A 19,091-nucleotide genomic window follows, 5' to 3' on the forward strand; every position below is an offset into this window, starting at 1 on the left:
CATACCCGCCCCTTGCACGTTTGACCGGCACGATCGCGCCGGTCAGCCGTCGCTAGCAGGCAATTGTTTGGACAATATTTGAGGATTCCAAAATTGCTCTTAATCAGGGCTGGTTGAAACAGCTCAACCGCTGATGCGGCATGCGGGCAACAGTTCAGCCCGGGGCGATCGAACCGATACTCCTGAGAACGAAGGCGGGCACCGCCTCTTCGCCGTGCAGCCTCCTCGCATGCGTGATCAGGCCACGCATGACATTAGCGCGGGCCTGCTCCGAGACGAGGTGACGCGCCGAGGTGAAGTAGAGATATTCGACCGCGCTTGCGGCGCCCACAGGACCAAGCGCGGCGAGGGCATCCGCCGCCGGCGGCGTCTGATCGGGCGCTGCGACCATCCAGCCGATCATCAGGGCGATTTCAGGCGGGCAGAGCGGACCCATGTTGCCGATATCGACGGCCGCGGCTTCCAGCGCGGCGCGATCGCCGGCAGCAAGCAGGGCGATGCACTTCAGCACCCTCATGTGCAAATGAAGTGCGGGCCCCAGCTCGGCCATCTCGATGCCGCGATCGAAGAATTTGACCGCTTCGTCGAAACGGCCGCGCGCGTAGCGCAATTGCCCCAGGATGGGCAAGGCTGCGGCAAAGTCCGCAGTGCGGGCGAAGGCTCGCTCGGCAATGTCCTCCGCGAGATCGAGATGCCCCCGGTTGATGAAGTACAACAGCTTGGCGGCCGCCACCATCAGCAGCGGGTTCGCCTCGATGGCGGGCAGGCACTCCAGCACTGTGGCGTCGATCTCGCTCTCGATGCGGTAGCGTTCTTCCAGGCTCATCCCGCCGAACGGACTGGTCAGGATGACGCGCGCGAACAGATGCAGACACCATTGCAGAGCGATGTCTGTATTGAGAGGATCCTGCGCGCGGTCCCTGCTCAGTTGCTCGCCACTTGCCAGCCACGATGGATTTGAGACCGACAGCAGGCTTGCAGCCTTGTGCAGGCGCGCTTCAAGCGGCTCGTCCACAGGTGTGCCGAGACCCCTGGAGGCGTCAATCAGAGCCTGCGACAGGTCGCCGACGACCTCATTCGCAATTCGAGTTGCCTCTGCCGTGAACGATTCGGGATCCGCTATGTCCAGATCAAGCCGCAATGCCTTCAAGATCCGCTTTGACGGCATTTCTCGCAAGGTGGCGGCGCAATCAAGCTGCCCGTCACCGCCGAGAAAGCTCATCTGAAGAAAATAGCGAAGTGTGTCGGTGGCGGCAGGGCGCCAATCGTCGGCAACCGCGATCTTTTGGTCAAGGCCGGCAGCGACAATGTCGCGAATTTGACCGACCAGGGAGGACGCTTGCTTGCTGAACGGATGCCCCTGCGGCCCGAAGGACGGCGCAATAACCAGGAACGCGTCGATCGGCAGCGCTGGAGATGGTGCAGCGATCCAAATATAGCCCTCGCCATATTGCGTGGCGATGTACTTTGGCGATCTGGCGCTGTCGCCCAGTTTTGCCCGCAGCCTGTTCACCAGGAAGTCGATGTTGCGGTCGGATATGTCGGATTCCGAAGCGACCTCATCGAGCAGACGGCCGCGGCGCATCAGGCGCTGCGGATTGCGCGTGAGGGCGAGCAGCAGCGCGCGCTCGTTTCTGGTGAACTGAATCATCTGCCCGTTGCGGCTCGCGAAGAGGCACGTTTCGTCAAGAATCAGGTCTCCGAAGCGAAGACCCAGTGCTTTGTTCACTCCTCACCCCCTGAGGCAGATCAAGCCAAGTCCAGTCAGCACAATTAGCCTCTTGAGAGACTACGTCGCAAGCTTGCAGTCGCAACACGACAAGATATGCGCCCAGGCTCTGCCGGGATGCAGCAAAGCCCGATATTCGCCGTTCGGTGGCAAGGCAAACAGTTTCGGTCCGCGCCTTATTCGATATTGGTCGCGTTAACCAGCGCATTTCGCCCGGCCCGGCCGAATGTCTCAGATGGGCCGATTCTGTCGAAAAAGTCGAGATAGGGGGCCTTCCCGAGATCCGTACGAGCTTTCCACGACAAATGTCTGCAACGGGTCTTAGTCGTGTAAAAACGACCTTACAAGGCGGTCGGTCTAGAGGCCAAAACTGAGCCGACGTCAGGTCAGGATCGCGTCGATCAGCGGCCTGATCCCAAGGATATTTATTACTCGGGTCAGATTGTAGGCCAAAACCGATAGGGCCATCTCACCGGCTACCTTTGGAAGGGTCTTGGTCAGGAAGTGCGTCGCTCCCATGCGTGCCTTCATCGTGCCGAACGGATGCTCGACAGTCTCGCGACGAAGGCGCATAGCGAGCGGGTTCGCATCGAGCCGCTGCTGCACGGCGTCGAGCAGATCCTCGTGCTCCCATCGCGTGATCCGTCGCTCTGACCCGGGCGTGCACTGGGCCTTGATCGAACAGCTCTTACAGGCGTTGGTCCAGTAGCGCCGCAGCATCTTGGCGGCTTCTTCGTTTGTATAGCGATACGGCAATCGCTCCCCGGCCGGACAACGATAGGCGTCTTCCTCAGGCAAATAGACGAAGTCCTGCTTACCGAAGCGTCCGTCTGACTTGGCACCCGAAGTCATCGGCTTGGGCAGAGTTACCGTGATGCCAGCCTCGTGGCAGGCCAGGATCTCCGGGCTGCTGAAGTAGCCGCGATCGGCGACGGCCTCGAGCGTCTCAGTCTTCAGAACAGCCTTCGCCTGCATAGCCATATTGGCAAGTTGTGCCCGATCTGAACCGCTGTTCGTCACCTCATGCGCGATGATCAGGTGATGGTCGGTGTCGACGGCGACCTGGACATTGTAGCCGACAACGCCGGATCCACGGCCACTGGTTGCCATCGAACGGCTGTCCGGGTCGGTCAGTGAGATTTGCTGATCCGGTGAAGCGAGCATCTGCTTCTCGTAGGCGGCAAGCTTGCCCATCTCCTCCTTCAGCTTCGTCAGCTTCTCGGTAAGCCTCGTCACCTTCCCCGCAAGCGCCTCGCTCGGCTCCTGTCGGTCGGCCGTATCAAGTTGGCTCAGATAGCGCGCGACGCTCTCCTCCAACTGGGCCCGCCGCCGCTCCACCTTCGCGCGCGTGAAGTTCCTGTCCCGGTTGTTCACGGCCTTGAACTTGCTCCCGTCAATGGCGACGCTGGACGTCGTGAGAAGGCCCATCCCGCGGCAGAGCTCGACAAACTGCGCACATACCTTGCGCAGCGCCAGGCCATTGTCCTTGCGAAAGTCCGCAATCGTCTTGTGATCGGGAGCGAGCCGACCCAGCAGCCACATCACCTCGACATTGCGCCCGGCCTCCCGTTCCAGCCGCCGGCTCGACTGCACTCGGTTCAGATAGCCGTAAATGTAAAGCTTAAGGAGAACCGAGGGATGGTACGACGGCCGACCGGTCGCCGCCGGCTCCGCACCCGCAAAGCCCATCTCAGCCAAACTGAGCGCATCGACAAATACGTCGATCACGCGAACTGGGTTACTCTCGTCAATGAAGTCATCGAGGCATTCGGGCAACAGCGTCCGCTGCCCACGATCCGCCTCTTCAACGAAGCGCCTCATCGATTCCCCCAAAAGAATCACAGGGAATCATAACAGCCGCTCTTCGTTTTCACACAGCCAGGGTCAATCGCGTCGGTTTGATCGTCTGCCAACCACTTCCGGTCTACCCCAAACTCCAGACGTGCCACGGCATCGCAGCCAGTGAAGCGATGGGCCAGAAGCCAACATCTGAACTGGCCTTCGGCAGTCTGCGTTGGCTGACCGGGATTATCGAACTGCGTCCCCGGAAACTCAGCTCTTGGTTGCTTTTCTGGCGCAGCCGCGAGTTTATTCTCTAACGAAGATATGAGACTTTATCCTCCACTGTCCGTCGGGTTGGTGTTCAAGGAGTCTCACGGTGCTGCCGGAAATTGGCGTCGCCTTCTCATTCACCACTAACGTGGCCGTGAAATGGGAGGTGGTATAGGCGTAGTTCCCGATGGGCAACACATCGACCAGCTCCACCCTGTGATCTCTGACGCTTCTACCCCGCCCCGCAAAAAAATCACGGATTGCCAAAGGGCCGGCGACGGGCCGCGCACCAGGCGGCATCAATCTGCCGTCCGCGGTATACAATGGAAGCAGGGCATCAAAGTCTGCGTTGTTGATGGCAGCATCCCACTTGGCAGCCAACGAGGAAATATCGTCGGCAAGTGGGTCTGCTCCTGCATGGCCAACGCAAGCACAAGTAAAGATCAACAGCATGGCGTATGAACGAAGGGAATGTCGGCTCATCTTTGCCTCCTTTGGCTGATGCTTTAGCTTTTTGCCGAGGTACATGGCGCATGAGCGCACTTGCAAACGCTACCGCTGAGGGAAGCGGGCAACTAGTATAAAAAGTGGACTGGAGAGACTGTCGTCAGCCGGCTCAGAGTTGATCTGTGAGCGCAGGCGTCTCGTTGGCGTATTTGCTGTGTGGGAACCAAGTGCGCATGCTGTTCACAAGATGCTGAGGTCCGTCGATCTCGATTTTGCCGAGCTCACGCGCCCGTAGCAGTGGCATCTCGCCTATGAAAATCTGCACAAGCGTCCGAAGACTCGCGTAGACGCTGATATCGACCTCGAAGCCGGGATCATCCCAGCAGAGATCGGCATCCTCCTCCTTCACAACAAACCACCAGCGCTTCGGCCGAGCGTCTGCAATCTCGATATACAGCACGAAGTCGCATGGAATGCGCTTTAGATCGAACGATCGGCGCATATTCCACATGAGGCGGCCCGCGTGGAGTTCGTTGGGCGTGAGCTGGCTGCGCGCCCACCTGTGACCCCAATAGCCCAATGCATCGATGATTGGCCGGGCTTCTCTGGCCGCTTGGGTCGGGTGGTACTCCCAATGCCCATTGCCGTCTGACTGGCGCGAGATTAGCCCAGCTTCTTCTAGCGTTTGAAGGCGCTTAGAGAGGAGGGTCGGCGACATCTGAGGGATGCCGCGGCGAAGCTGGTTGAAGTGGCGGGATCCTAGCAACAGCTCGCGGATCACGAGCGGTGTCCACCGCTCCGTGAGAATCTCCGCAGCTTTGGCTACGGGGCAAAATGATCCATAGCCTTTCATGGCGAGAACTTTAGCATCACTAGAGCCACCAAGGTAGTCCAGTTTCTGGACTAGAAGGCGCGCCAGTATCGAGGCTCTCCTGCTGCGCGCGAGTTTCTTGGAACGGGTACAAAATGCCTCAGTTTCAGGGCCGGCTACCATCCCCGGCGCTGATCGCTTGTGGTTCCTCGTCTTGTAAAAGCAGCTGACGCCGATCAAAGCTAACCGCTCCTGCAGTTGGTCGGGTTTGGGTCAATCGCGCCATTTTCGGTCGGACCTCAGATGTCCGCTTGTCTCCCGACAGCGGCAGAATAGCAGACATCTCTCAACCGCCGCTTAGGGCCAGAAGCTGAAGTCGCCGTTATCAGATCAGTGGAATTGATAATTGAGCGTTAGCGTCACGGATTGATTGGTGACCCGCTCTTGGGCGTTCAAGACAGCAGACCCAGAGGTCGACAACGTCCCATTCTGGTTGAACACAGTGACCGTGTCGGAGATGGTGAAGCTCGTGGAACGCGCATAGGTGTAGGCAAAATCTAAGAACCAGCCGCCGGCAAAGGAATAGGTAGTACCAATTTGCGCCGCGCCACCCCACACCCAATTCTGATTAAATACGGTGATCGGCAGGCTGGTGGGGAACGTTCCTCTCAACGACTGGGTGGCAAAGGGAATCCCATTGATAAAATTGGATTCCACGCCGAACAGGGCCGGACCACCACCGGCGTATAGCGTAAAATTGCCGAATGCCCGGCCGATGGTGCCGATAAGCGAAAACTGATGCTTGAGATTGATTTCGGCTGGGCTGATCGCCAAGAACCCAGTGATAGGTCCAGAGGTTCCGGCGTTCGGTCCGCTTACCACGGTGCCGGTCCCATTTTGCGGAATGCTCACGTTCTGCTTCGAGTCGACGTTTGCGTATTTATAATTGAACTTGAGCCCAGCCAGCCAGTCGCCCCCGGCAAACGGATGCATATAGCCGAACTGAACATCGGGGGCGAAACCGGATTTGTTTCGATTGTAGTCGAAAAAGGGGCCACCCTCTTGCCCTTGGGCGGTTAGCACCCCCGCATCAAATACACTGATGAGGCCGGATATGCCCTGCAGCGATTGGTCGAAACGGGTCCAGTTATAGCTGCCGCCCACACCGATATAGAACCCGGACCAATCCCACTTAGCAGGCGGCGGCGCTGACGGAAGAGCTTTGACGGCCATATCAGCGGCAAAGACAGGGGCGCTTTTTGCTACGATTAAAACGCTCCCGCAAATAATAATGGAAATAAGTCGGTTACTCATCTGACCACCCCCAAGAGATTCTCATTGCCATTCGCGGCGATTGCAATTCGGAATCTCTCCAAGAGCCGGCGCACTCCCAGATTTCCGGCCGGTGTTGCCCCGTAGCAACGTCCGCTCAGGGTGTGCGCCGTGAAAAGGCGGCGCTTTCCAGTGGGTGCAAGTCCCACCCGGCAAACGCTCCAGCCGGAAGCAATCGGAGCAGTCATGGAGGTAACGAAGTGGCTGAAGCCTTCGATTAGCGTGTCACGAATTGGTGACAGCGCGAGTGTGCAGGCCGTAACGCGAGTGAACGCCGAGCAAGCCTCGAAAAGCACGATGCGCAGGCCGACCCGACGACCCTTTCGGGGAAGGCTGATACGGCTGGGGGATTGAGCGAAGTAGTACGCCCAGCCGCTGCGCCGGGGTAGTGGCGACAGCATGTACACAAGGAAAGCGTACGCAACACGGGAGGCCCTACGACGTGGTCAGGGATGATCAACCGGACGCCCGCGAGGGACAGGCCGGGCGCCGTGGGGATGCGGAGAGGTTCGTAATACCGCTGAAGCCGGGTAACGCCGGGGGAGGGAAGGGACCTCAGTTCAAGACGAACGCAAGACGTAGTGAGGGACCTGGGGATTGGGCAACCTATCAACTCCGAAGAGTGTTCAGAAACTGCAGACGGCGTTGCACGCGAAAGCGAAGGCAGAAGCCGGCTACCGCTTTTATGCCCTCTACGACAAGATCAGCCGGGAAGACATCTTGGCCCATGCCTATGCCCAATGCCGCTCCAACAAGGGCGCACCGGGGGTGGATGGTCAGGACTTCGCGGACATTGAAGCGTATGGGGTGCAGCGGTGGCTTGGCGAACTGGCGCTTGCGCTCAGGCAGGAGACGTATCGACCGGACCCTATCAGAAGAGTGTACATCCCGAAGGCCAATGGCAAACTCAGGCCATTGGGCATCTCAACCTTGCGCGATCGGGTCTGCATGACGGCAGCGATGCTGGTGCTGGAACCGATCTTCGAAGCCGACCTTCCACCCGAACAGTACGCGTACCGTCCTAGGCGAAATGCTCAACAGGCGGTGGTCGAGGTGGAAGGGCTGCTGTTCCGTGGTCACCCGGAAGTCGTCGACGCCGACCTCGCGGACTACTTCGGGAGCATTCCGCATGCCGAACTTCTCAAGTCGGTGGCGCGCCGGATCGTGGATCGGCGCGTGCTGCATCTGATCAAGATGTGGCTGGAATGCCCTGTGGAAGAAACCGACGATCAAGGAAGGAAGACACGCACGACCGAAGCCCGGGACAACCGGCGCGGCATCCCGCAAGGTTCACCCATCTCGCCACTGCTGGCTAACCTGTACATGCGCCGGTTTGTGCTGGGATGGAAGATGCTCGGTCTCGAGCGAAGCCTCGGCACTCGCATCGTGACCTATGCCGACGATCTCGTGATCCTATGCCGGCGGGGCAAAGCCGAAGAGGCCTTGTCGCGACTGCACGAGATCATGGGCAAGCTGAAGCTGACGGTCAACGAGGACAAGACACGAATCTGCAAGGTGCCGGAAGAGGAGTTCGACTTCCTGGGATACTCGTTCGGACGGATGTACTCAGCGAGAACCGGCCAGGCGCGCCTGGGGTACCGGCCATCGAAGAAAAGCATCAAGCGTATGGTTGAGCAAATCCATGCGCTGACGGACCGAACGGGGACGTGGCAAGACACCACAGAGTTGGTGGCGAAGTTGAACCGCACGCTGCGCGGATGGGCGAACTACTTCAATGTAGGCACCGTCACCAAGGCGTATCGGGCGATCGACAACTACACCGCTGTGCGGTTGCGCCGGTGGTTGCGCATCAAACACAAGGTCAGGCGACGCAAGGGCGGGACCTATCCACTCTCGCACCTTTACGGGCACTTCGGGCTCGTACGTCTCACCGCACTTGGGCGCGACGTGCCGTGGGCGAAGGCGTGAGGCCTTGTCCGAGAGCCGGATGCGGAAGATCTGCCTGTCCGGTTCGACGAGCGGGATGTGGAAACGGAGTCACGGCTACACCACTAAGGCACCGCCAGACGAAAGGGGCGGCAACAGATATGTGCAGCCTAAAGCCACCGCGCCACATCTCGACTCCACCAAAACGGCCTGAGGCGCGATAGACCATGGTTGACTTGGTGCGACGCGGAAAAGATAAAGCGTGCGACGCAAGCGTGTCGCGCGATTTAATTCTTCGGCTGGACTTTCGAATCTCATTCAGATTGGGGAGTTGAGATGAAAACGACCTTTGGATTGCTTCTTGCGGTGTTGCTATCTCTGCCGGCTAACGCTCAGGACTCGCCGTTTCGAAAGGAATTGAAGCGAGCAGACCTGACCGGCACCAACTTGGAAGTCATCACCAGCATTTCAGAAATCAAGCCCGGCGAATCTTCAACACTCCACATCCACCACGGAGAGGAATCTTTTTATGTTCTCGAGGGCGGGACGATTGAGCGCCCGGACGGGCAACAGGTCCCCTTCCCAACGGCAACGACCGGCATCAACGTGCGAGATATGCCGCACGGTGCGTTCAAAGTGGTCGGTGACGCGACCATAAAAATTCTGACCGTACATATCGTCGACAAGGGCAAACCGCTTTACGACAGGTCCCCCTCGAAGTAGCTGGCAGTTAGTGATCAGCCACTTCCGGTGCTGGCCCTCAGCCGAACAACGGTTGAGCCGTCGCCGTCGGCTGTGCGAGGTAGACCGGACTGAGGCCGCCGAGCTTAGCTTGACCTGTGCGCGCGAAGACGGCAGAGCGCCTTCATACATTTCCTTTCCAGATCAGCCATCGGTAGATGCCGAACACGTTGATAAGTGTCACCACGACGTTTTGCACCATCAGCGCATATTCCGCTGTGATATATCCGACGACGATCCAGATCATCGATGCAGCGCTCAGCACGACGAAGGCCCAGCCGGTAACGACTGGCCGCGCCCGGGCAGCTAGGATCAGCCCGGCGCCGATCGTGCCGACTGTCGCCACCCAACGCAGGATTTCATCCATTACGCACGTGCTCCCCGAAAGCCGACGTCGGAGCGCCGCTCCGCGATTTGCCTATGCCGGCGCAGTCACAGGCAGGCCGCCGGAGTGGAACTTTCCGTCTCCTGCGCCGACCACCATGCGACCACCGCCCGAGCGACTTGGCCCCACAGTGGCGGCGGGTCAGAGCACCACGTGGTGATCCCATGCAGTATCAACTCCGCTGCGCCGAAATCGGAAGCTCCTTTTTCTCGTCCCCGAACAGCGTTTCCATCAAGCGGAATGCTGGCACATTGCCCCGGACTGCCGAAATGAAATCGGAGCCAAGGACCTTATCTGCGCAACGGGCTGATCGAATGAGCGCGACTTCCGCTGTTGGCCCGGAGCCGTCTGGGAGGGCAGCGCAGAGCGAGTCTGCTCTGCCCCTGAAGTCAGACGTCGACTTGTTCTGCTATCGCGAGTGCGTCGTCGACCTCGATGCCGAGATATCGAACGGTGCTCTCGATCTTAGTATGCCCCAGAAGGAGCTGCACGGCTCGTAGGTTGCCGGTTCGGCGATAGATCAAGGTCGCCTTGGTCCGGCGAAGGGAATGCGTTCCGAACAGGTGCGGGTCCAGTCCGATGTCGGCGAGCCAGCGGGATAAGAGGCGAGCATACTGGCGGGTCGTCATAGGTCCATTTAAGCGTCGGCCAGTGAACAGATATTCTCCTGACTTCTTGCCGGTAAGCCGCAGGTAGTCGTCGATTGCCTGCCGGGTCGATTCTGTCAGTTCAAATTTGACCGGCCGGCCGGTCTTCTTCTGTCGGATGGTCGCGCGGTCGGCCGAATATCCTCCTGGCGCAACGTCATCAACTTTCAAGGCAACGACGTCGCAGCCGCGGAGCTTGCTATCGATGGCGACGTTGAACATTGCCAGATCGCGCGTTCGGCCTTCGACCTGGAGCTTGGTCCGGATTGACCAGACATGCTTGGGACGGAGCGGCGGCTTTGCACCGACGATCTTGCCCTTGTTCCAAGGAACTTGCTTCGAGGCGGCGGCGGGGCTTGGGGTAACGGTCATGTTGACCTCCTCATCTAGTGAGGCTGGTCATTTTCCGCCCGGAGCCCTTCCAATCCGGCGTCCGCTTCTGGACGATTGGAGACGTACTTGCGTCCAATTCGAGCGATGGCAGGACCGACTTTGGTGGAGTCGAGATGTGGCGCGGTGGCTTTAGGCTGCACATATCTGTTGCCGCCCCTTTCGTCTGGCGGTGCCTTAGTGGTGTAGCCGTGACTCCGTTTCCACATCCCGCTCGTCGAACCGGACAGGCAGATCTTCCGCATCCGGCTCTCGGACAAGGCCTCACGCCTTCGCCCACGGCACGTCGCGCCCAAGTGCGGTGAGACGTACGAGCCCGAAGTGCCCGTAAAGGTGCGAGAGTGGATAGGTCCCGCCCTTGCGTCGCCTGACGTTGTGTTTGATGCGCAACCACCGGCGCAACCGCACAGCGGTGTAGTTGTCGATCGCCCGATACGCCTTGGTGACGGTGCCTACATTGAAGTAGTTCGCCCATCCGCGCAGCGTGCGGTTCAACTTCGCCACCAACTGTCAACGGCGCACGGAATCTCCTCAGAAGTGGCGCCGCAAAATTCCCCAGTTGGCCGGATGGCGATCAGCCGTCGACGTGATCAGCACCTCCGTCTTTTGGTGGCCGGCCCCGCCGTTTCAGGGTCGGGGGAATGGGGTTCGCGGTTGCCTGCGTTTTGTGTCGGATCGTCTCGGGGACGAGATCAGCATGTTCGCGTAGGCGATAGCTCGAGCCCTCGATTTGGATGACGACGGCGTGGTGAAGCAGGCGATCGAGCAGCGCGGTAGCGACGACGGAATCGCCGAAGATCTCTCCCCACTCGGCGAAGCCGCGGTTCGAGGTTAGGATCATAGCGCCTTTTTCATATCGCGCGTTGACGAGCTGGAAGAACAAGTTGCCGCCACCGGGAGTGACCGGGAGGTAGCCGATTTCATCGACGATGAGCAGCGCGAACCGGCAGTAGTAGCGGATCCGCTCGCGCAGAGCGCCGTCACGTTCGGCCTTGGCGAGCGAGGCGACGATATCGGCGAGGGAGCTGAAGTAGACGCTGCGCCCTGCCTTAACGGCCTCCACGCCGAGAGCGAGGCTCAAATGGGTCTTGCCGGTTCCTGGTGGCCCAATGAGATGGACGGCCTCGGCCCGATTAATGAACTGCAATCCGGCGAGCGCCAGGACGCGGTTTTTGTCGAGCGACGGTTGGAAGGCGAAGTCGAAGCCGGCGAGCGTCTTGATGGCCGACAACTTGGCCATTTGAACCGCCATTTTGATGCGACGGTTCTCGCGCATCGTGAGTTCTTCGGTGAGCAAGGCATCGATGGCGTCGAGGGCGCTAATTTCGCCGCGTTCGAGGCCGCGCAGGGTGACATCGAGGATTTCCAGGGCGCGCGGCATCTTCAGACTGACCAGGTTGGTCTTGACGCGCTCGATGACGGAGGAAGCACTCATCATACGATCTCCTGGGCTGCCAGGCGGCGGCCGACGGCCGCGTAGAAGTCAAGCGAGCGACGAACGGCGTGGTCACCGGCGCGCGTGAGGGTGACGGGTTCTGCACTGCCTGGACGGCGTCGGCCGAAGCTGGCGAGCTTGCGATGTGCCGGATCGAGCCGCTTCTGGCCCCGACCTTCGAGCGGGGCATGACTTGCCACCAGCACGCTGCCCTCGAAGATGCGGATTTCGTCGGCGAGGACGTGGACGTCGAAGACCCGCCGCCGCGTCGTATCAGGCACGCTATACAGATTGCCGCCGACGCTCACCATGCCTTCGTGCGAGGCCCGTCGCTCCAGATGCAACACCGCCCGGTAGGGCGCGCTCGGCAAGGCTTGCAGTGCCGCCTTTTCCTCGGCGAAGGCCTCATTGACGACCCGATGGGTCGTGGCATGCACCCGCGGATTGGCGACGGTATCCAGCCAATGGCGGAGCTGGCCGTTGAGGTCGTCCAGATTGCGGAAGACCCCGCCGAGGAAGAAGTCCTCGCGGATGTAGCGGAACGGCCGCTCGACCTTGCCTTTTGTCTTGGGCCGATAAGGCCGGCAAGCGCGCGGCTGGAAGCCATAATGGCGAGCGAGGTCGACCAGCGCGCGGTTGTAGACCACGAGCCCCTCGGCGTCCTGGCCAAGGACAGCGGTCTTCATGCGGTCGTAGAGGATCTCGCGCGGAGCGCCGCCGATCGCTTCCAGAGCGGCGATATGGCAGCGAAGCACTGTTTGCAGGTCCTGATGGACAACGAACCGCGCCCAGATCAGTCGTGAGTAGCCGAGCACCATCGAGAACAGCCAGACGATGCGCTTGACTCCTGGCTCATCGACAAACTGGACCTCGAACCTGGCGAAGTCGACTTGCGCCTGCTCACCTGCTGGAGTTTCAAAACGCACTTGGAAGGCTGCCGGCTGGGCGGGCCGCAGCTCGCGCACGCGATCGCGTACGATGCTGTAGCCGCCGACGAAGCCGCGTTCCTTGAGCTCACGCCACAGCCGCACGGCGGTGAGCGCAGGATAGGCAGCCAGCCGCTCACGCAAATAAGCTTCGAAGTGGTCGACAATTCCGGGCCGCGCCGCTCGCTTTTTGTAGACCGGCGGCTCCAATCCTTTGGCGATGTAGGCCCTGACAGTCTTTCGGTCGACACCAAGTTGCCGGGCGATAGCGCTGACCGACAGACCTTGGCGATGCAAATCCAGGATCATGACAAGTTCCCCAAGTTTGAGCACCGCGCCCTCCCTTCCGCCTGCAGGAGGAACGTCGGCGATTCGACGCGACGGCCGACCGTCCAGGGCATGCCCTGGCCGGTCGGCCGCCACGAAAACTGGGGAATTTTCAAATGCCATAAGTGGGGAGAATTACTCCGCCACTCACACCAACTCTGTGGTGTCTTGCCACGTCCCCGTTCGGTCCGTCAGTGCATGGATTTGCTCAACCATACGCTTGATGCTTTTCTTCGATGGCCGGTACCCCAGGCGCGCCTGGCCGGTTCTCGCTGAGTACATCCGTCCGAACGAGTATCCCAGGAAGTCGAACTCCTCTTCCGGCACCTTGCAGATTCGTGTCTTGTCCTCGTTGACCGTCAGCTTCAGCTTGCCCATGATCTCGTGCAGTCGCGACAAGGCCTCTTCGGCTTTGCCCCGCCGGCATAGGATCACGAGATCGTCGGCATAGGTCACGATGCGAGTGCCGAGGCTTCGCTCGAGACCGAGCATCTTCCATCCCAGCACAAACCGGCGCATGTACAGGTTAGCCAGCAGTGGCGAGATGGGTGAACCTTGCGGGATGCCGCGCCGGTTGTCCCGGGCTTCGGTCGTGCGTGTCTTCCTTCCTTGATCGTCGGTTTCTTCCACAGGGCATTCCAGCCACATCTTGATCAGATGCAGCACGCGCCGATCCACGATCCGGCGCGCCACCGACTTGAGAAGTTCGGCATGCGGAATGCTCCCGAAGTAGTCCGCGAGGTCGGCGTCGACGACTTCCGGGTGACCACGGAACAGCAGCCCTTCCACCTCGACCACCGCCTGTTGAGCATTTCGCCTAGGACGGTACGCGTACTGTTCGGGTGGAAGGTCGGCTTCGAAGATCGGTTCCAGCACCAGCATCGCTGCCGTCATGCAGACCCGATCGCGCAAGGTTGAGATGCCCAATGGCCTGAGTTTGCCATTGGCCTTCGGGATGTACACTCTTCTGATAGGGTCCGGTCGATACGTCTCCTGCCTGAGCGCAAGCGCCAGTTCGCCAAGCCACCGCTGCACCCCATACGCTTCAATGTCCGCGAAGTCCTGACCATCCACCCCCGGTGCGCCCTTGTTGGAGCGGCATTGGGCATAGGCATGGGCCAAGATGTCTTCCCGGCTGATCTTGTCGTAGAGGGCATAAAAGCGGTAGCCGGCTTCTGCCTTCGCTTTCGCGTGCAACGCCGTCTGCAGTTTCTGAACACTCTTCGGAGTTGATAGGTTGCCCAATCCCCAGGTCCCTCACTACGTCTTGCGTTCGTCTTGAACTGAGGTCCCTTCCCTCCCCCGGCGTTACCCGGCTTCAGCGGTATTACGAACCTCTCCGCATCCCCACGGCGCCCGGCCTGTCCCTCGCGGGCGTCCGGTTGATCATCCCTGACCACGTCGTAGGGCCTCCCGTGTTGCGTACGCTTTCCTTGTGTACATGCTGTCGCCACTACCCCGGCGCAGCGGCTGGGCGTACTACTTCGCTCAATCCCCCAGCCGTATCAGCCTTCCCCGAAAGGGTCGTCGGGTCGGCCTGCGCATCGTCCTTTTCGAGGCTTGCTCGGCGTTCACTCGCGTTACGGCCTGCACACTCGCGCTGTCACCAATTCGTGACACGCTAATCGAAGGCTTCAGCCACTTCGTTACCTCCATGACTGCTCCGATTGCTTCCGGCTGGAGCGTTTGCCGGGTGGGACTTGCACCCACTGGAAAGCGCCGCCTTTTCACGGCGCACACCCGTTCCGGACATTGGTGCATGCGGTGCCCCTGAGAGGGAGGAACCACAATCCATGCACCAATGATCGCCTTGATGGTGCCTTCCGCAGCCGCGGCATTTTATCGATATGGTACCCATGGAAGATGTGGAGTGGCTCGTGGTCTTCGAAGCTGTGGTGCGCGCCCTTCCACAGTACCGTCTCCACTGGGATCGAACGTTTGCTCTCTGCCATCTGGCGGCAGAGGACGGGGCTGGTGGCCTCGTCCTTTTCAGCAAGGTAGAGGCGAACCGGGGCGTAGAACTCGACGTTCTTCATCAAATAACAGGACGGCTGCATCGCGCAGCCGCCCGCGAACATGTGCTCGTGCAGGTCGCCGATTGCCCGGTTCATGATGATGAAGGTCGTGGTCGCACCGTTGCTGCGGCCGAGGACGTAGACCCGCTTGGGATCGGCGATCTTCTGCCCGATGAGCCAGTCCAGCGCCGCATAAGCATCGTCAGCCCGGCGCCGCGCCCAAGTCAACTGGTGGGATCCTATGGACGCAGAAGCCTGGGCGCCGGCTGACCGAAATACTTTCGATGCCCTTTGGCGCAAGGGTGGAGCAGCGCTAAGACCCGCCTCACTCTGTTAACGTCGACGGGCGGCTTCTCCCCTTGTGGGAAAAGGATGAATTGGCCGAAGGCATTGAGAAGAAAGGTTCTTCCCGCATTCGGCCTCCGGGCGATACTGTAAATCGGTACTGTATTTTCCCGGAGGGGTCCTATCGCTATATGTCTGAGTCCGCCACACCGGAACAGTCAAGGTCCAGGAGTCGCATCGGCGCCGTCATCTAACCGCGATTGGATATAGCGTGCGTCAGCCTTGGGTCAGTGCCTCGGCAGGGTCCAAGCGGGCTGCTTTTCGCGATGGATAGAGGCTGGACACGATGGTGATGAGCGTTGCCGCACCTACCGCGCATAGAATGACCAGCCCCGTTTCCGGACGCTCGATTGCTGGCCCCGCTCCAAAAAGGAGCGCTCCGCACACTCCCAGCACCACGCCGACTCCCGACCCCAGAAGTGCGAGCAAGCCGGCTTCGATCATGAACTGGCAGCCGATCTCGCGACGGCGCGCGCCAATTGCCATGCGCAACCCGATCTCCTGTCGGCGCTCACTCACCGAGACCAGCATCACGTTCATGATTCCAACGCCGCCAACGACAAGTGATACGGCAGCGGCTCCCGCGAGCATCAATGTGGTAAGCCAGGCCGATCGTGATTGCGCGCGCTGCGCTGACGCCAGATCACGCACAACGAAGTCGTCAAGATCGTTGATCCGGTGACGTTCGCGCAATAGAGCGCGCACACCTCCGCTCAAACGCTCCATTTCGGCCGTGTTGGCCACTCGCAACGTGATCCCTCCAACGGCTGTCGGGTGGCCCCGGAAGAAGCCCAAGACACGCTTACGGGCGGTCGTTATGGGAATGAAGATCTGGTTGTCGAGATCATCGCCGTCCAGACTATGCCCCTTCTCCTCCAGAACGCCAGCGACAACGAACGGAATCTGCTTGATGCGGACAACTTGGCCGGTCGGATCCTCATCGCCGAACAGAGTTCTCGCGATTCCATGCGCGAGCAGCGCCACCTTGGCGGATCGCCGGACATCCTCCTCGACGAGTGGTCGCCCTGTTGTCAGCGGCCACGGCCGTGCCTCGAACATTCCGGGCGTAACTCCGCGCACCGTGGTGGACTGATTGCGGTTTCCGGCGACCACCTGCGTCGACCCGCGCAGGGCGGGAGCCACTGCGGCGAGCCCCGAAATTTCCTGTGCGATCGCCTCGCCGTCCGCTTCGGTCACCGCCGGCTTGCCCTTGGTGCTCCAGGCGCCCTTGCTTCGCGCTGGGCCAGGCAGCACGAGAAGCACGTCAGCCCCGAGTTCCCTGATCTCCGCGTCGAGCTTCGCCCGGGTGGTCGAGCCTAGGACGACTATGAGTACTATCGCCGCAACACCGAAACAGATGCCAAGCAGCGCCAGTCCGGTGCGAAGTCGATGCACCCTGAGCGCATGTACCGCTGGCACCAGTGTTGTCGCGAGCCTCATCGAGCAATCATCTCCTCCGCCTCCAACCGCCCCAGCTTGAAGCGCAACACGCGTTGGGCGTGGGCCGCGATGGACATGTCATGAGTCACCAGCACAATCGTGACACCCGAGTGGTTCAGTTCGGCGAAGAGGCGCATCACCTCGCTCGCCGAGACACCGTCGAGCGCTCCGGTCGGCTCGTCAGCGAGCAGGAGTTTGGGGCGGTTGACGACGGCCCGCGCGAGGGCCACCCGTTGCTGCTCCCCGCCGGATAAGCGCCCGGGACGGTGATCCTCGCGATCAGCCAGTCCGACGCTCGCCAGCGCAGCGCGCGCCCGCAATTGTCGTTCCGACCGCGGTACCCCCGCATAGGCAAGCGGCATCTCGACGTTCTCAACGGCCGTGCTCTGTGGCAGCAGCAGAAAGGACTGGAACAGAAAGCCGATGGTGCGATTGCGGACGTCTGCCATTTGGTCCGCAGTCAGGCCCGCGACATCGATGCCGCTGAGGCGATATTTTCCATTACTGGGGCGTTCCAGGCAGCCCAGGATTTTCATGAGAGTCGTCTTGCCGGAGCCCGAAGCACCGGTAACGGCAACGTAGTCCCCTGGTTCGACCACCAGCGAGACATCATCGAGAGCGGTCACGGTGCGCCCCCCCAGGGTGTAGTGTTTGCTTAGCCTATCCCCTTCAATGACGTACCCGGGCACACTTAGCCTCCTAAGACGGGGCTCGTTCGGCCACCGCAGCACGCACCCATCCGGCCCAACTCGCGAGCATCAGGCGGAGCGTTTGCGCTACAGTACCCCGGTGGCCCTCCTGGACGAGCTTGTCGACGACGATCGTCGTCCCTTCTCGCAGAGGCCCAACGATCTCGGTCAAGCCGCCGCTGCTAACCCCCACTCGCACGGTGATGGGATGGACGCTGTCACGATCAAATACCCAAACATGTGATCCGGATGGTTCGGCGATACCTTGCGGCCGATAGCGGAGGGCAGCACTGGGAACCTGCAGCGCATCGGGTCGCTCATCGGCAATGATCTCGGCCTTGGCGGTCATCCCGGGAAACAGCAGCCCGCCTTCGTTCTTTGCGGATGCGACGACGGTGTATGTCACCACGTTGTCTTGCGCGTGCGGAGCTTTCCGAATTTGCACAACACGGCCATCGAAGGCTTTGTCTGGGTATGCGTCTACTGAGAACGTGACCGGTTGGCCGAGAGCGATCTGGCCGATGTCGGCCTCATCAATGGCGATCTCGATCGAGACTGCGCCAAGATCACCGATTGTGAACAGCGTCGGCGCCTGAAAGCTGGCGGCGACCGTCTGGCCCGCCGTAACGCTTCGTTCGATGACCACACCGTCCATCGGCGCACGGATCACGGTGCGTTCTAAATCGGCTTCGGCTTGCCGCAATGCCGCCTCGCTGCGCCGGACCTGCGCTTCGCCGAGAGTCACGCGGGAGCGGGCCACGCCAAGTTTGGCACCGGCCTCCTGTGCACGGGCTTGCTGTGACGCCAACTGTGCCTTGATCGACTCCACATCTGCAGCCGCTGCCTCATGGACTGTGCGAGCATCATCGAGATCGCTGACCGAACTTGAGCCGGTCTTTACCAGCTGAGCTTTGCGCTCGAATCGGCGCAAGGCGTTGTCCGCAACGACCTCGGCGCGTTTGACTTCCGCGTCCGCCTTGTTGCGCTCCGCCGCTGCGCTGTTCCCGGCAGCCTCAGCAGTCGCCACCTCGTCAATCGCGATCCGAACGGCCTGTCTCGCCACATCGACCTCGGCCCGTGCTTGTTCCACACGCGTGACAAAGAGCTGCGGATCGAGCCGTGCAATCGGCTGCCCTTCTTTGATCGAATCGTTGTAGTCGACCAGGATCTCTTGCACTTGGCCCGATACCTGCGAACCAACGACAACGCTCACGACGGGCTGGATGGTACCCGCAGCCAGCACCTTGGTTACGGCACGCCCGCGACTGACCTCCGCGAGCCGATACGGGGCCGGCTGAGACTTCGATAGCTCCTTTGTCTCCGTTTCTGCCAGCATAGCGGCAGAGAGGCCGATCCCGATTAAACCGATGAAAACCACCGACGCTTTCCACATCGCTGGTGCCCAATTGAGCTAGTGCTGTGGCCGCGGCTTGATGCCTCGACCACAGCGCAAACCAGATCACGTTGTTTCCGGCACTACTTGCATTGCCCCG

At 60.6% G+C, this 19,091-nt stretch carries 17 protein-coding genes; 2 read left to right on the top strand and 15 right to left on the bottom strand.

All coding sequences use genetic code 11. The features are described 5' to 3' along the window. Positions 1-154: 154 nt before the first annotated feature. The 5 genes from P6U28_RS24905 to P6U28_RS24925 form a co-directional block, all read right to left on the bottom strand. Positions 155-1,729 carry a helix-turn-helix domain-containing protein gene (locus P6U28_RS24905; protein WP_122401574.1) on the bottom strand — a complete coding sequence of 525 codons (1,575 nt, stop codon included), beginning with the start codon at positions 1,727-1,729 and terminating at the stop codon, positions 155-157. 381 nt (positions 1,730-2,110) lie between these two features. After that, a complete protein-coding gene (locus P6U28_RS24910) occupies positions 2,111-3,550 on the bottom strand; it encodes an IS1182 family transposase (RefSeq protein WP_407120135.1) in 1,440 nt (479 codons plus the stop codon). A 267-nt stretch (positions 3,551-3,817) separates the two neighbouring features. Next, positions 3,818-4,264, bottom strand: coding sequence for a YybH family protein (locus P6U28_RS24915; protein ID WP_407120136.1), 447 nt, complete (start codon positions 4,262-4,264; stop codon positions 3,818-3,820). Positions 4,265-4,397: 133 nt separating this feature from the next. Beyond that, positions 4,398-5,222, bottom strand: coding sequence for a transcriptional regulator (locus P6U28_RS24920; protein ID WP_122401572.1), 825 nt, complete (start codon positions 5,220-5,222; stop codon positions 4,398-4,400). 207 nt (positions 5,223-5,429) lie between these two features. Further along, positions 5,430-6,353, bottom strand: coding sequence for an outer membrane protein (locus tag P6U28_RS24925; protein WP_122401571.1), 924 nt, complete (start codon positions 6,351-6,353; stop codon positions 5,430-5,432). A 615-nt stretch (positions 6,354-6,968) separates the two neighbouring features. On the opposite strand from P6U28_RS24925, the gene ltrA reads away from it, so the two are divergent. Further along, positions 6,969-8,300, top strand: a complete 1,332-nt coding sequence (gene ltrA, locus P6U28_RS24930) for a group II intron reverse transcriptase/maturase (protein ID WP_164937182.1) — start codon at positions 6,969-6,971, stop codon at positions 8,298-8,300. 294 nt (positions 8,301-8,594) lie between these two features. Continuing rightward, complete coding sequence (locus P6U28_RS24935) at positions 8,595-8,981, top strand: cupin domain-containing protein (RefSeq protein WP_122401568.1); 387 nt, start codon at positions 8,595-8,597, stop codon at positions 8,979-8,981. Positions 8,982-9,123: 142 nt separating this feature from the next. On the opposite strand, the gene P6U28_RS24940 is transcribed toward P6U28_RS24935, so the two are convergent. From P6U28_RS24940 to P6U28_RS24985, 10 genes are all read right to left on the bottom strand, one after another. Then, entirely contained in the window at positions 9,124-9,366 is a 243-nt protein-coding gene (locus P6U28_RS24940) for a hypothetical protein (RefSeq protein WP_122401569.1), read from the bottom strand. Between the two features lie 407 nt (positions 9,367-9,773). Next, on the bottom strand, positions 9,774-10,403 hold the full coding sequence (locus P6U28_RS24945) for a tyrosine-type recombinase/integrase (protein ID WP_407120137.1): 630 nt from the start codon (positions 10,401-10,403) through the stop codon (positions 9,774-9,776). A gap of 282 nt (positions 10,404-10,685) precedes the next feature. After that, on the bottom strand, positions 10,686-10,925 hold the full coding sequence (locus P6U28_RS24950) for a group II intron maturase-specific domain-containing protein (RefSeq protein WP_407120138.1): 240 nt from the start codon (positions 10,923-10,925) through the stop codon (positions 10,686-10,688). Between the two features lie 70 nt (positions 10,926-10,995). Further along, a complete protein-coding gene (gene istB / locus P6U28_RS24955; protein WP_407120139.1) occupies positions 10,996-11,859 on the bottom strand; it encodes an IS21-like element helper ATPase IstB in 864 nt (287 codons plus the stop codon). Beyond that, complete coding sequence (gene istA / locus P6U28_RS24960; RefSeq protein ID WP_407123114.1) at positions 11,856-13,115, bottom strand: IS21 family transposase; 1,260 nt, start codon at positions 13,113-13,115, stop codon at positions 11,856-11,858. Before istA ends, istB begins: the two co-directional genes overlap by 4 nt. Before the next feature lie 141 nt (positions 13,116-13,256). After that, a complete protein-coding gene (locus tag P6U28_RS24965) occupies positions 13,257-14,354 on the bottom strand; it encodes a reverse transcriptase domain-containing protein (protein ID WP_407120140.1) in 1,098 nt (365 codons plus the stop codon). Between the two features lie 482 nt (positions 14,355-14,836). Further along, entirely contained in the window at positions 14,837-15,352 is a 516-nt protein-coding gene (locus tag P6U28_RS24970) for a dienelactone hydrolase family protein (RefSeq protein WP_407120141.1), read from the bottom strand. Between the two features lie 333 nt (positions 15,353-15,685). Then, the gene (locus P6U28_RS24975) at positions 15,686-16,909 is read right to left on the bottom strand and encodes an ABC transporter permease (protein ID WP_122401566.1); all 1,224 of its coding nucleotides are present in this window, start codon (positions 16,907-16,909) and stop codon (positions 15,686-15,688) included. Next, positions 16,906-17,535, bottom strand: a complete 630-nt coding sequence (locus P6U28_RS24980; protein WP_244607899.1) for an ABC transporter ATP-binding protein — start codon at positions 17,533-17,535, stop codon at positions 16,906-16,908. Before P6U28_RS24980 ends, P6U28_RS24975 begins: the two co-directional genes overlap by 4 nt. A 73-nt stretch (positions 17,536-17,608) precedes the next feature. Then, positions 17,609-18,976 carry an efflux RND transporter periplasmic adaptor subunit gene (locus tag P6U28_RS24985; protein ID WP_160118783.1) on the bottom strand — a complete coding sequence of 456 codons (1,368 nt, stop codon included), beginning with the start codon at positions 18,974-18,976 and terminating at the stop codon, positions 17,609-17,611. Positions 18,977-19,091: the final 115 nt, after the last annotated feature.

Origin of the sequence: Bradyrhizobium sp. STM 3561 (assembly GCF_045571455.1) — a bacterium.
GTDB classification, from domain to species: Bacteria; Pseudomonadota; Alphaproteobacteria; order Rhizobiales; family Xanthobacteraceae; genus Bradyrhizobium; species Bradyrhizobium vignae.

Excerpts from the sequence above, each read along its gene's own strand:
- P6U28_RS24910 (WP_407120135.1), bottom strand. The coding sequence starts at position 3,550 with ATGAGGCGCTTCGTTGAAGAGGCGGATCGTGGGCAGCGGACGCTGTTG.
- P6U28_RS24915 (WP_407120136.1), bottom strand. The coding sequence starts at position 4,264 with ATGAGCCGACATTCCCTTCGTTCATACGCCATGCTGTTGATCTTTACT.
- P6U28_RS24920 (WP_122401572.1), bottom strand. The coding sequence starts at position 5,222 with ATGGTAGCCGGCCCTGAAACTGAGGCATTTTGTACCCGTTCCAAGAAA.
- P6U28_RS24925 (WP_122401571.1), bottom strand. The coding sequence starts at position 6,353 with ATGAGTAACCGACTTATTTCCATTATTATTTGCGGGAGCGTTTTAATC.
- P6U28_RS24935 (WP_122401568.1), top strand. The coding sequence starts at position 8,595 with ATGAAAACGACCTTTGGATTGCTTCTTGCGGTGTTGCTATCTCTGCCG.
- P6U28_RS24940 (WP_122401569.1), bottom strand. The coding sequence starts at position 9,366 with ATGGATGAAATCCTGCGTTGGGTGGCGACAGTCGGCACGATCGGCGCC.
- P6U28_RS24945 (WP_407120137.1), bottom strand. The coding sequence starts at position 10,403 with ATGACCGTTACCCCAAGCCCCGCCGCCGCCTCGAAGCAAGTTCCTTGG.
- istB (WP_407120139.1), bottom strand. The coding sequence starts at position 11,859 with ATGATGAGTGCTTCCTCCGTCATCGAGCGCGTCAAGACCAACCTGGTC.
- P6U28_RS24975 (WP_122401566.1), bottom strand. The coding sequence starts at position 16,909 with ATGAGGCTCGCGACAACACTGGTGCCAGCGGTACATGCGCTCAGGGTG.